The organism is Rhizobacter sp. P3_B12 (assembly GCF_056402895.1).
In genome coordinates, this window is record NZ_JBFUGN010000087.1 from 1 (window position 1) to 12,298 (window position 12,298).

General features: G+C 68.4%; 13 protein-coding genes. 7 read left to right on the forward strand and 6 right to left on the reverse strand.

Translation table 11 applies throughout. From position 1 onward, the window contains the following. Positions 1-1,190 (reverse strand): AMP-binding protein (locus AC1D01_RS07550; protein WP_477865439.1); only part of this gene is annotated, 1,190 nt, incomplete at its 3' end. A gap of 198 nt (positions 1,191-1,388) precedes the next feature. Between AC1D01_RS07550 and AC1D01_RS07555 the strand changes: the two genes are divergently transcribed. From AC1D01_RS07555 to AC1D01_RS07565, 3 genes are read left to right on the forward strand one after another with little or no spacing between them, the layout of a single operon-like run. Beyond that, the gene (locus AC1D01_RS07555; RefSeq protein WP_477865440.1) at positions 1,389-2,156 is read left to right on the forward strand and encodes an SDR family oxidoreductase; all 768 of its coding nucleotides are present in this window, start codon (positions 1,389-1,391) and stop codon (positions 2,154-2,156) included. 19 nt (positions 2,157-2,175) lie between these two features. Beyond that, complete coding sequence (locus AC1D01_RS07560; RefSeq protein ID WP_477865441.1) at positions 2,176-3,039, forward strand: fumarylacetoacetate hydrolase family protein; 864 nt, start codon at positions 2,176-2,178, stop codon at positions 3,037-3,039. 31 nt (positions 3,040-3,070) lie between these two features. After that, positions 3,071-4,585 (forward strand): UxaA family hydrolase, encoded by a 1,515-nt coding sequence (locus AC1D01_RS07565; protein ID WP_477865442.1) that lies wholly within the window; start codon positions 3,071-3,073, stop codon positions 4,583-4,585. A 13-nt stretch (positions 4,586-4,598) separates the two neighbouring features. On the opposite strand, the gene AC1D01_RS07570 is transcribed toward AC1D01_RS07565, so the two are convergent. The 3 genes from AC1D01_RS07570 to AC1D01_RS07580 all read right to left on the reverse strand — a co-directional run bounded on the left by AC1D01_RS07570 (position 4,599) and on the right by AC1D01_RS07580 (position 7,596). Further along, a complete protein-coding gene (locus tag AC1D01_RS07570; RefSeq protein ID WP_477865443.1) occupies positions 4,599-5,921 on the reverse strand; it encodes a TRAP transporter large permease in 1,323 nt (440 codons plus the stop codon). Continuing rightward, complete coding sequence (locus AC1D01_RS07575; RefSeq protein WP_477865451.1) at positions 5,918-6,490, reverse strand: TRAP transporter small permease; 573 nt, start codon at positions 6,488-6,490, stop codon at positions 5,918-5,920. The genes AC1D01_RS07570 and AC1D01_RS07575 overlap by 4 nt, the downstream gene beginning before the upstream one ends. Positions 6,491-6,570: 80 nt before the next feature. Beyond that, positions 6,571-7,596, reverse strand: a complete 1,026-nt coding sequence (locus tag AC1D01_RS07580) for a TRAP transporter substrate-binding protein (RefSeq protein ID WP_477865444.1) — start codon at positions 7,594-7,596, stop codon at positions 6,571-6,573. Positions 7,597-7,738: 142 nt separating this feature from the next. On the opposite strand from AC1D01_RS07580, the gene AC1D01_RS07585 reads away from it, so the two are divergent. Genes AC1D01_RS07585 through AC1D01_RS07600 form a run of 4 tightly spaced genes read left to right on the forward strand, consistent with a single transcriptional unit; the run spans position 7,739 to position 11,296 of the window. Beyond that, a complete protein-coding gene (locus tag AC1D01_RS07585; protein ID WP_477865445.1) occupies positions 7,739-9,667 on the forward strand; it encodes a sensor histidine kinase in 1,929 nt (642 codons plus the stop codon). Next, positions 9,664-10,311, forward strand: coding sequence for a response regulator transcription factor (locus AC1D01_RS07590; RefSeq protein WP_477865446.1), 648 nt, complete (start codon positions 9,664-9,666; stop codon positions 10,309-10,311). The genes AC1D01_RS07585 and AC1D01_RS07590 overlap by 4 nt, the downstream gene beginning before the upstream one ends. 29 nt (positions 10,312-10,340) lie before the next feature. Further along, positions 10,341-10,538 carry a hypothetical protein gene (locus AC1D01_RS07595; protein ID WP_477865447.1) on the forward strand — a complete coding sequence of 66 codons (198 nt, stop codon included), beginning with the start codon at positions 10,341-10,343 and terminating at the stop codon, positions 10,536-10,538. After that, the gene (locus AC1D01_RS07600) at positions 10,535-11,296 is read left to right on the forward strand and encodes a hypothetical protein (protein WP_477865448.1); all 762 of its coding nucleotides are present in this window, start codon (positions 10,535-10,537) and stop codon (positions 11,294-11,296) included. The genes AC1D01_RS07595 and AC1D01_RS07600 overlap by 4 nt, the downstream gene beginning before the upstream one ends. Before the next feature lie 4 nt (positions 11,297-11,300). Here AC1D01_RS07600 and AC1D01_RS07605 read toward each other — a convergent pair whose 3' ends face one another. Both AC1D01_RS07605 and AC1D01_RS07610 read right to left on the reverse strand, forming a co-directional pair. Continuing rightward, complete coding sequence (locus tag AC1D01_RS07605; RefSeq protein WP_477865449.1) at positions 11,301-11,714, reverse strand: hypothetical protein; 414 nt, start codon at positions 11,712-11,714, stop codon at positions 11,301-11,303. After that, the gene (locus AC1D01_RS07610; RefSeq protein WP_477865450.1) at positions 11,711-11,998 is read right to left on the reverse strand and encodes a hypothetical protein; all 288 of its coding nucleotides are present in this window, start codon (positions 11,996-11,998) and stop codon (positions 11,711-11,713) included. The genes AC1D01_RS07605 and AC1D01_RS07610 overlap by 4 nt, the downstream gene beginning before the upstream one ends. Positions 11,999-12,298: the final 300 nt, after the last annotated feature.

Below are 12,298 nucleotides of genomic sequence, written 5' to 3' on the forward strand. Positions count from 1 at the left end.
TCGTCGAGCAGTGCCAGCTCGGTGGACGGCAGCGGCAGGCCGATGGTGCCGGTGTAGGCGGTGCTGTCGGTCGGGTTGCAGGTGGCCGACGGCGAGGTCTCCGACAGGCCGTAGCCTTCGCAGATCGGGCAGCCGGTCTTCTCGAGCCACAGCTTGGCCGTGGCCTGCTGCACCGCCATGCCGCCGCCGACCGAGATCTTCAGGTGGCTCCAGTCGACGGTGTTGAACAGCGCGTGGTTGGCCATCGCGTTGAACAACGTGTTGACCGCCGGCAGGCTGTGGAACGGCTGCTTGGCCAGCTCCTTGAACACGCCCGGGATGTCGCGCGGGTTCGGGATCAGCAGGTTGCAGCCGCCGGTGCGCATCGACAGCATCATGTTCGAGGTGAAGCCGAAGATGTGGTACAGCGGCAGCGCGCACACCGACATGATCTGCGTGCCGGCCGGCACCTTGCGCATCGCCGGCTGGTACCAGGCCTCGGCCTGCAGCGTGTTGGCGACCAGGTTGCGGTGCAGCAGCACCGCGCCCTTGCTGACGCCGGTGGTGCCGCCGGTGTACTGCAGCACCGCGATGTCGTCGAGCTTGAGCGCGGGCGCCTTCAGGCTCGCGCGCTTGCCGGCGGAGATCGCGTCGTTGAACGGCACCGCGCCGGGCAGCTCGAAGGCCGGCACCAGCTTCTTCACGTTGCGCACGACGTAGTTGACGATCAGCCCCTTCGGGAAGCCGAGCATGTCGCCCATCGTCGCGAGRATGATCTTCTTSGTCGGCACCGCGGCCAGGCAGGCCTGCAGCGTSGCGGCGAAGTTCTCGATGATCAGGATSGCCTTCGAGCCGGAGTCCTTCAGCTGGTGCTCCAGCTCGCGCGGCGTGTACAGCGGGTTCACGTTGACCACCACCAGGCCGGCGCGCAGGATGCCCGCGACCGCGATCGGGTACTGCGGCACGTTGGGCATCATGATGGCGACGCGGTCGCCCTTCTCGAGCCCGAGCGACTGCAGGTACGCGGCGAACGCGCGCGAGGCCTCGTCGACCTGGCGGAACGTGAAGACCTTGCCCATGAACTTGTAGGCGGGCAGGTCGGCGTACTTCTTCAGGCTTTCGTCGATCAACGCGGTGAGCGACGTGTACTGCTCGACATCGATCTGCTCCGGCACCCCGCTGGGGTACTGCTTGAGCCAAGTCTTATCCATCTGGGGTCTCCGGAAACGAACGGGCGATTCTGTCCCATGGTCTCGACACGCCCCCTAAGGTGTTTCACCTGAAGTGCGGCATGAGTTGGGGTGCGGCACGGATTGACGCTCCTGGAGGCTTCCCGTACGCTTTCGACGAATTGGTCAGACCACCAGACCAATCATTGTGGCCCCACGGGACACCTCCACGAGAAACTCATGACCCTCTCGACGCACCCACGCCTGGCCGGCAAGGCCGCCCTCGTCACTGCCGCCGGCCAGGGCATCGGCCGCGCCACCGCGGAGGCCTTCGCGCGCGAGGGTGCGCGGGTGATCGCGACCGACATCAACGATGCGGCGCTGGCCGAGCTGTCGCGCATCCCCGGCATCACGGCGCAGCACCTGGACGTGCGCGACGGCGCCGCGGTGCAGTCGCTGGTGGCCGGGCTCGGGCCGCTGCAGGTGCTGTTCAACGGCGCCGGCTTCGTGCATGCCGGCAGCATCCTCGAGTGCGACGACGCGGCCTGGGATTTCTCGTTCGACCTGAACGTGCGCTCGATGTACCGCACGATCCGCGCGGCCTTGCCGGCGATGCTGGCCGGCGGGGGCGGCTCGATCATCAACATGGCCTCGGTGGCCGGCAGCATCAAGGGCGCGCCGAACCGCTTCGTCTACGGCACGACGAAGGCGGCGGTGATCGGGCTGACGAAGTCGGTCGCGGCGGATTTCGTCGCGAAGGGCATCCGCTGCAACGCGATCTGCCCGGGCACGATCGAATCGCCCTCGCTGCGCCAGCGCATCGAGGCGCAGGCCGGGGCGAGCGGGCAGACGGTGGCACAGGTCGAGGCCGCGTTCGTCGCCCGGCAGCCGATCGGCCGCATCGGCAGCACCGCCGAGATCGCAGCGCTGGCGGTGTATCTTGCGTCCGACGAGTCGGGATTCACCACCGGCACCGCTCAAGTGATCGACGGCGGCTGGTCCAACTGAAGCACTGAAAGAGAAGCCCATGAAATTGATGCGCCACGGCCCGAAGGGCTCCGAGCAACCCGCGCTGGTCGATGCCGACGGCCAGCTGCGCGACCTGTCGGGCGTGCTTGCCGACATCAACGCCGCGACGCTGTCGCCGCACGGCCTGAAGCGGCTGCACGAGCTGGACCCGTCGACGCTGCCGCTGGTCGCGCAGCCGGGCCGCACCGCGCCGCCGTGGGCGGGCCTCGGCAAGTTCATCTGCATCGGGCTGAACTATGCGGACCACGCCGCCGAATCGGGCCAGCCGGTGCCGGCCGAGCCGGTGATCTTCATGAAGGCGAGCAGCGCGCTGATCGGCTGCAACGATCCGGTCGTGCTGCCGAAGAATTCGCTGAAGAGCGACTGGGAGGTCGAGCTCGGCGTCGTGATCGGCAGCACGGCGCGCTACGTGTCGGAAGCCGACGCTCTGGACCACGTGGCCGGTTTCTGCGTCGTCAACGACCTGTCGGAGCGCGAATACCAGCTGGAGCGCGGCGGCACCTGGGACAAGGGCAAGGGCTGCGACACCTTCGGCCCGGTCGGCCCGTGGCTGGTCACGAAGGACGAGGTGCCCGATCCGCAGAACCTGTCGATGTGGCTCGAGGTGAATGGCAAGCGCTTCCAGAATGGCAACACGAAGACGATGGTGTTCAACGTGGCGCACCTGGTCAGCTACGTGAGCCGCTTCATGACGCTGCACCCCGGCGATCTGATCAGCACCGGCACGCCGCCGGGTGTCGGCATGGGCCAGAAGCCGCAGCTGTACCTGAAGCCGGGCGATTCGATCAGGCTGGGCATCCAGGGCCTCGGTGAGCAGCAGCAGAAGGTGCACGCCTGGAATCCGGAGCTGATCGACGGGTGATGCATCCCGGATTGGCATCCGGGCTACGGACATGACTGCCCCCACCATCCGCATTCATCCCGCCGATGACGTCGTCATCGCGCGGCGCCAGCTGGTGTCGGGCACGCGCATCGACTCCGAAGGCGTCACCGTCAGCGGCCTGATTCCGCCCGGCCACAAGCTCGCGGTGCGTGACATCGCGGCCGGTGCGCCGGTGCGGCGCTACAACCAGGTGATCGGCATCGCACGCCAGGCGATCGCGGCCGGCCAGCATGTGCACACGCACAACCTCGAGTTCTCGAGCTTCGAGCGCGACCCCGCCGTCGGCGTCGATGCGCACCCGACGGCCTTCGTCGAGACCCCGGCCACCTTCCAGGGGATCGTGCGCGCCGACGGCCGCGTCGCGACGCGCAACTACCTCGGCATCCTGACCTCGGTGAACTGTTCGGCGACCGTCGCCCGCGCAATCGCCGACCACTTCCGGCGCGACATCCATCCCGAGGCGCTGGCCGCGTTCCCGAACGTCGACGGCGTGGTCGCGCTGACGCACGGCGCCGGCTGCGCGACCGACAGCGAAGGCGAGCCGCTGCAGGTGCTGCGCCGCACGCTGGCCGGCTATGCGCGGCACCCGAACTTCGCCGCGCTGCTGATGGTGGGCCTCGGCTGCGAGACCAACCAGATTGCCGGCATCGGCCTGGCCGACGGCCCGCGCCTGCACAGCTACAACATCCAGGATGCCGGCGGCACCGCGAAGGCGGTCGCGCGCGGCATCGCGCTGATCCACGAGATGCTGCCCGAGGCGAACCGCACGCAGCGCCAGCCGGTCAGCGCGAGCCACCTGTGCGTCGGGCTGCAATGCGGCGGCTCCGACGGCTACTCCGGCATCAGCGCGAACCCGGCGCTCGGCGCCGCGGTCGACCTGCTGGTGCGCCACGGCGGCACCGCGATCCTGTCGGAGACGCCCGAGATCTACGGCGGCGAACACCTGCTGACGCGGCGCGCGGTGTCGCCCGCGGTCGCCGGCAAGCTGCTCGCGCGGCTGCGCTGGTGGGAAGACCACTGCGCCCGCAACCATGCCGAGATGGACAACAACCCGTCGGCCGGCAACAAGGCCGGCGGGCTGACCACCATCCTCGAGAAATCGCTGGGCGCGATCGCGAAGAGCGGCACCACCAACCTGGTCGACGTCTGCGAATACGCCGAGCCGGTGACGGCGCACGGCCTGGTGTTCATGGACACGCCGGGCTACGACCCGGTCAGCGCGACCGGCCAGGTCGCCGGCGGCGCCAACCTGATCTGCTTCACGACCGGCCGCGGCTCGGCCTACGGCTGCGCGCCGTCACCGTCGCTGAAGCTGTCGACCAACACCGCGCTGTGGCTGCGCCAGCAGGACGACATCGACATCAACTGCGGCAGCGTGGTCGACGGCACCGCGACCGTCTCCGAGTTGGGCGAGGCGATCTTCCAGCAGATGCTGGCGACCGCCTCGGGCGAGCTGACCAAGAGCGAACGCCACGGCTACGGCCAGAACGAATTCGTGCCGTGGCAGTTCGGTGCCGTGATGTAGATCAGTGATGTGATCAGCGCGCCAGCAGGTGCGGCAAGGTCAGCGACAGCGCCGGCCAGTAGGTGACGAGGATCAGGAACCCGATCATCGTCAGCAGCCACGGCCACACCGCGATCGTCAGCTCGGTGATGCCCATCTTGCTGATGCCCGACGCGACGTACAGGTTCAGCCCGACCGGCGGGTGGCACATGCCGACCTCCATGTTGACCGCCATCAGGATGCCCAGGTGGATCGGGTTGACCCCCAGCTTGCAGGCCACCGGGTACAGGATCGGCGCCATGATCAGCACGATCGCCGACGGGTCCATGAAATTGCCGGCCACCAGCAGGATGATGTTGACCAGCAGCAGGAACACCACCACGCCGAAGCCCTGCCCCGTCATCCACGCCGCCATCGACTGCGGGATCTGCTCGGAGGTCAGCAGGAACGAGAACAGCACCGCGTTCGTGATGATGTACAGCAGCATCGAGCTCATTGCGGCCGCGTTGCGCAGCACCTTCGGCACCTCGCGCAGCTTCAGGTCCTTGTAGATGAAGACCGAGATCACGAACGCGTACACCGCCGCGATCGCCGCCGCCTCGGTCGGCGTGAAGATGCCGGAGTAGATGCCGCCGATCACGATCACGATCAGCGCGATGCCCCAGAACGCTTCGCGGAAGGCCTTCCAGCGCTCGCCCCAGCTGGCGCGCGGCAGCCGCGGATAGTCGAACTTGCGCGCCCGGTACCAGGTGGTCACGCCCAGCAGCAGCGACAGCAGCAGCCCGGGCAGCACGCCGGCGATGAACAGGTCGCCGACCGATGCGGTGGCCACCGGCTGGCCATCCGGCCCGGTCGCGTTCATGCCGTTGGTCGCGATCGAGAAGATCACCAGGTTGATCGACGGCGGGAACAGGATGCCCAACGCRCCCGAGGTGGTGATCACGCCGGCCGAGAAGCGCTTCGGGTAGCCGGCCTTCTGCATCGCCGGCAGCAGGATGGTGCCGACCGCCACCACGGTGGCCACCGACGAGCCCGAGATCGCCGCGAACAGCGCACAGGCCAGCACGCCGGCCAGGCCCAGCCCGCCGTAGAAGTGCCCGACCATCGTCGACGCGAAGTGGATCATCCGCCGCGCCGCGCCGCCGTTGGTCAGGAAGTTGCCGGCCAGGATGAAGAACGGGATCGCCATGATCTCGAATTTCTCCAGGCCCGAGAACAGCTTGAGCCCGATCGACGCGATCGGCTCGTTGGTCATGCCGAAGAAGAAGCCCAGCACCGTGAGGCCGAGCGCGATGGAGACCGGCATGCCGGTCAGCATCAGCAGCACCAGCAGGCCGAAGATGATCAATGCATTCATGCGGCCACTCCGGCTTCGTCGTCCAGTCCGTCCACGTGCGCGACCTCGTGGTGCGGCAGCTCGCCGCGCCGCCAGAAGGCCCACATCACCTGCAGGAAGCGGAAACACATCAGGTACGACGCCAGCGGGATGCAGGCGTACGGGATCCAGGTCGGCACCTCCAGGTCGGGCGAGGTCGGGCCTTCGGGTACGTCGCCGACATCCCAGCCGAAGGTGCTGAAGAGGGCGTGGTGGAAGCCGTTGTCCCAGACGAACACCGCGCCCATCGTGCCGACCACCGCGGTGAAGACCACGCCGCCCAGCAACCCGACCAGGGTCAGCCAGCGCGCCTGCGCCGGCGGCAGCGCGCGCACCAGCGTGTCGACGCCGACGTGCGTGCCGTGGCGCACGCCGTAGGCCGCGCCGAACTTCGCCATCCACACGAACATGTAGATGCACAGCTCCTGCGCCCAGCTCAGGTTCAGGCCGAGCAGGAAATCCTGCACCGGCTGCAGCACGGCCGGGTAGTGCGCGGCGGCCGCATAGCGGTGCACCACGGCGACGAAGATCAGCAGCGTCGCCGCGCCCATCAGGGCGGCGATCAGCCATTCCTCGAGGTGATCGAGGAAGCGGTTCACGGACCGCAGCACCGGCGCGACCATGGCAGGCCCTACTTCGCGGGCACGAAGCCGGCGGCCTTGTAGACCGCGTCGATCGTCGACTGGCCCACGCGCGACGCCATCTCCTTGTGCACCGGCATCAGCGCCTTCTTCCACTCGTCGAGCTCGGCGGCGGTCGGCGTGTAGATGGTGGTCTTGCCGCTCGCGCGCATCTTCTCGAGGTCGTCGATGTTCTCCTTGGTCGCCATGTCGTTGGCGAACGCGGTCGCCTCCTTCAGCGCGCCTTCGAGGATGGTGCGGATGTCGGCCGGCAGCCCGTCCCAGAACTTCTTGTTGACGATCACCGCATAGGCCAGGTGGCCGTGGTTCGAGATCGTCGTGTGCTTCTGCACCTCGTAGGTCTTCTGCGTGTAGAAGTTCGACGGCACGCCTTCGCAGCCATCGACCACGCCGGACTGCAGCGCCTGGTACAGCTCGCTGAAGGCCATCACCTGCGGCACCGCGCCGAGCGCGCGCATCTCGGCATCGAGCACCTTCGAGCTCTGGATGCGCATCTTCAGGCCCCTGAAGTCGGCCACCTTGTGCAGCGGCTTGTTGGCACTCATGATGTGGAAGCCGTTGTCCCAGTACGCGAGGCCCTTGACGCCCTTCGGCTCCAGCTTCTTGAACAGGTCGGCGCCGACCGGCCCTTCGGTGACGGCGCGGAATGCCGCCTGGTCCTTGAAGATGAACGGCAGGTCGAAGACCTCGAATTCCTTGACGCCCAGCGGGCCGAACTTGGCGAGCGACGGCGCGAGCATCTGCACCGAGCCGAGCTGCAGTGCCTCCATCTCTTCCTTGTCCTTGTAGAGCTGGCTGTTCGGGTAGACATCCACCTTCACGCGGCCGCCGCTGCGCTGCTCGGCCAGTTCCTTGAAGCGCTGCGCGCCGTTGCCCTTGGGCGTGTCGGGGGCGACGACGTGGCTGAACTTGATGACGATGGGCGCCTGCGCGAAGGTCTTCGGGGCGGCCAGGGCCAAAGCGGCGGCGGCGAGCGCACTGCGGCGCGTGATCGACCGCGTGATGGTTTGCGTCATGTCTTGTCTCCGGGTGGTCTGTACTGCGGCGCGATTCTGGTCGGCGGCCCGGAGCGCGGGAAGTTGTGGAGTTCCACATTTCGGCGCCGCCAACCGCGCGCGGCCCGCCCGTTGTGCCCGGCGCGAACCTAGACTTCGCGCCATGCCCGCACCGGCCGATCCGCCCCGCCACCCTGCCCTCGCGCTGCCGCCGCGCCCGCCGGCGCGGCGCGGGCTGTGGGCGCTGCCGCTGCTGCTGTCGCTCATCTTCGTGGCCGGCGTGCTGCTGTGGCTGCGCGCCACCGAGCAGGCCGACCTGGAAGAGCAGCGCGCCGCGCTGGTCTCCGACGCGCTGTCGCTGGAGACGCAGGCCAGCGCCCGCATCGAGCGCGAGACGCTGTTGCTGAAGGATGTCGCGACGCGGCTCGATCACCGCGGCGCCGGCCCGCAGGCGCTCGCGACGCTGCCCGAGGCGCAGCAGGGCCTGCACCGCTTCTGGATCAGCCTGACCTGGCTGGACGCCGCCAACCGGCTGGTCGCGCAGCTGCCCGACGGCCCGGACGGCGCGCGCAGCGGCCCCGGCCTGTCGGCCCACCTGTCGGCGCCGCTCGCCTCCGGCGGCACGCTGGTGGCCCGCTACTCGCCCGGTGAAATGCTGCGCCAGACGGTGCCGTGGTGGCTGGCCCGCACGTACGACGTGCGGCTGCTCGACGGCTTCGATGCGGTGATCGCGTCGACCACCGAGGACCGGCCGCTGGAGGGCCGCCAGAGCTGGCGCATCAGCATGGCGCCGGCGCTGGCCGACAGCTGGCTGGAACTGACCGCGCGCGACGTGGTGCCGCCGTGGTACCACGGCCTGCCGGTCGCGATGGTGGCGGGTTTCGTCGCGCTGATCGCCGCCATCACCTGGATGCTGCGGCGGCAGATGCACGGCGTGTCGCGCGCCGAGGCGGCGTGGCGCACCGAGGCCGCGTGGCGCCAGGCGATGGAGGATTCGCTGACGGTGGGGCTGCGCGCCCGCGACCTCGACGGCCGGCTCGTCTACGTGAACCGCACGCTCGCCGACATGGTGGGCTACGAGCCGCACGAGCTGGTCGGGCTGCTGCCGCCGATGCCGTACTGGCCGGCCGACTCGCACGAGGAGATCATGCAGCGGCACCTGCGCAACATGGCCGGCCAGGCGCCGCGCGAGGGCTACGAGGCGCGCTGGCGGCACCGCGACGGGCGCCTGTTCGACGTGATGGTGTTCGAGGCGCCGCTGGTGGACGCCCGCGGCGGGCACATCGGCTGGATGGGCTCGATCCTCGACATGACCGAGCGGCGCCGGCTCGAGGAACGCGAGCGCCGCCAGACCGAGACGATGGCCCACCACGCGCGGCTGACGATGCTGGGCGAGGTGGCCTCGACGCTGGCGCACGAGTTGAACCAGCCGCTGACGGCGATCGCGAGCTACAACGCCGGCGTGATGAACTCGATGCACAAGCTGCCGTCGCCCGACCCGGTGGTGATGCGGGCGCTGAAGCGGCTGGGCGAGCAGGCAGCCCATGCGGGCGCGATCGTGCAGCGCATCCGCGAATTCCTGACGCGGCGCGAACCGCGGCTGGAGCCGTGCGCGCTGAACGCGGTGATCGAGGGCGGCGTCGCGCTGCTGCGCCGCGAGCTGCAGCGCCAGCAGGTGCAGGTGGTGCTGCAACTCGATGCGGCGCTGCCGGTGATCGTGGCCGATGCGGTGCTGATCGAGCAGGTGGTGATCAACCTGGTGCGCAATGCCGGGGATGCGCTGGCCCACCAGGCGGGCGAGCGGCGCATCGTCGCCGGCAGTTCGCTGAGCGCCGATGGCCGCTTCGTGCGCATCGACGTGCGCGACAACGGCCCGGGATTCGGCGGTCTCGGCATCGAGGCGCTGTGCGCGCCGTTCTTCTCGACCAAGGCAGAAGGCATGGGCATGGGCCTCGCGATCTGCCGCTCGATCATCGAGGCGCACCAGGGCATGTTCGATGCCGCCGACGCGGTGGGCGGCGGTGCGGTGTTCACGCTGACGCTGCCGGTGGGCCTGGCGGTGTCGGACCTTTCCGCGGAGGACGACGAATGAACGAACCCCGACCCGGGCCCGGCCCCGTTCCCCCAGCCGGTGTCGTCTACCTGGTCGACGACGAGGCGGTGGTGCTGGACGCGCTGGGCTTCCTGCTGGCGTCGCACGGCCTGGACGTGCGGCCGCACGGCAACGGGCCGGCGCTGCTGGCGACCGTCGATGCCACCCCGCGCCCGCTGCCTGGCGTGTTCCTGCTCGACATCCGGATGGAGCCGATGTCGGGCCCGCGCTTGCACGACGAGCTGATCGCGCGCGGGCTGCGCAACCCGGTGCTGTTCCTGAGCGGGCATGGCGACATCCCGATGGCGGTCGAGGCGCTGAAGAAGGGTGCGTTCGATTTCCTCGAGAAGCCGTATGTCGACAACGCGCTGGCCGACCGGGTGACGCAGGCGCTGGCGGTCGATGCCGCGATGCAGCGCCAGGGCGCCCAGGTGGCCGAGCGGCAGGCGCGGCTGTCGAGCCTGACCGAGCGCGAGCACGAGGTGATGCTGCGGGTGGCRGCCGGCAAGCTGAACAAGGTGATCGCCGACGAGCTGCACGTCTCGGTGCGGACGGTGGAGGTGCACCGGGCGCGGGTGTATGCGAAGCTGGGCGTGCGCTCGGCGGCGGAGGTGGCCACGGTGCTCGCGGGGCCGGCTGTTTGAACCACCCGTTTGACCGTACATTTCAGCCCATGCCCAGTGTCAACATCAATCCGGTGGTCCGGGCCTTGTTGAGCGATCCGCAGAAGCGCCAGGAGTATCGGCGCCAGCTGATCGCCAGCCGTCCGCAGAAGGACGAAGGCCGCAGGATCGAGCTTGAAGACGCGACCGGCAAGGTCGTGCATCTGAGGGTGCTTCCCGCGACGCCGCCGGCCGCCCAGAAACCTTGAACGTCGCGTTCCAGGCCTTCCTGCTGCTGCTGATCTACCTGCCCGGCGCGATCTTCGTGCTGGCGGTGACCGGCAAGATCCGCGACAACGGCGAGATCCCGGTGATCTCCGGCTCGATGACCGGCCACGCGATTGCCGCGGTGCTGGTGTCGGCGCTGCTGCACACCGGGTGGCTGCTGGCGATCCATGCGTGGCAGCTGCTCGGCGGCTGCGCCTGCCAGCCGGCGGCACGCGACTTCTTTGCGCTGCTGACGCTGAACAACGCAACCGCGCCGTACCTCGCGGCCGAGGCGGCGATCGGCGGCGCGCTGTGGTTCAACGCGGTGTACTTCATCAGCATCTTCACGCTGCCGCTGGTGGCGGGCCTCGCGATCAACACCGCGATCGAGCGCCGCGGGCTGGACATCCGCCACCGCTTCCTGCGCTTCAAGCCGCCCTGGCACTACATCCTGACCGGCGAGAACCGCTCGAACCGGGACGGCCGCACGGTGGTGGTCGACGTGCTGGTGCAGGTCGGCGATACGCCGGTGCTGTACAGCGGCATCCTGAGCTACTTCTCGTTCGACGAGAAGACCAAGGCACCGGACGCGTTGGTGCTGGCCTCGGCGTTCCGCGGCGTGGTGCCCGACTTCGCCGGCACGGCCGAGCCGGAGTTCCTGACGCCGATCCCGGGCGACACCTTTGCGGTGAAGTTCAGCGAGATCAAGAACATCAACATCCAGTACGTCGATCTGGTCGGAACAGAGGACGACGCGTGAAGGCCTACTTCTTCCCGGAGCGGGTCGCGCGATAGGCCGCTTCCACAGCGCGTACGAGTGACGGATGAAGCGTCCCAAGCGTGGGGTTCTGGCCATGCGGCACGGCAGGCGGCACCGAGAACCAGTCGGTGTTGAACGGCAGGACAACGGCGTTCTTCAAGTCGAACTTGGTGTCGTAGCTGAGCCCAGCCGCGATGTATGCGGCGGCATTGCGTGATCGAAGGATCGAGAATTCGCCCGTGTGCAGTTCGGTGGTGCGCTGGCTCGTTCCATACGCCACCTGCACGGAGAACTTCGGCGCATCGTCGTCATACACCGTCAAGACCAGCGCCGGGCGGGGCTTCGGTTTCGGGTTGATGTTGTCCGGGAAATGGCACCAGACAATCTCGCCCGCAGTCGGCTCGCCCCACCAACTCATGAAGTCTCAGAACCGAACAAACTTGAGCGAACCGACCGCTTCGTACCCTTCGGTGCCTGCTTGCGGATCTGGCGCAACTGCGTTGCCGTCAACGGGCCGTCATCGGCCTCGTACTGCGGCAAGACCTTGAGGGCAAGGTCATGCAGTGCGAGATGGATCGCCTGAGTCTCGTCGACACCCAGTTGGCTGGCCAGCCGTTGCGCAGTAGCGCGGGTGACACCCGTCGCCGTGTCCGCCGCCCGATACCGGAAGGCGATCTGATTCGAAACAGCCTTGCTGGCCATGCCAGTACTCCTCGATAATTTTGATATCTGAAAGATATCTCATCACCTTGATCGAGGTCAACCCAAACCAGGCAGTGAGGGCGCCACGGCCTATGTAACTCCGCACAACGAACAGTTCCATCGGCTCGGGGAGGACGAGCATGGCTCGTAGCCCGGGCGACAGCCCGGGCTCAACCTTCACTTGTTCGCTTGTCACCCCAGAAGGAGCAGGGCGGTGGCCCAAAGGCGCGTGCGGGGAGGTTGTGGAGCGCCAATAAAGCCGGGGCGCCGGAGCTGGCTGGTTTCATGGCCCGCGCGCGC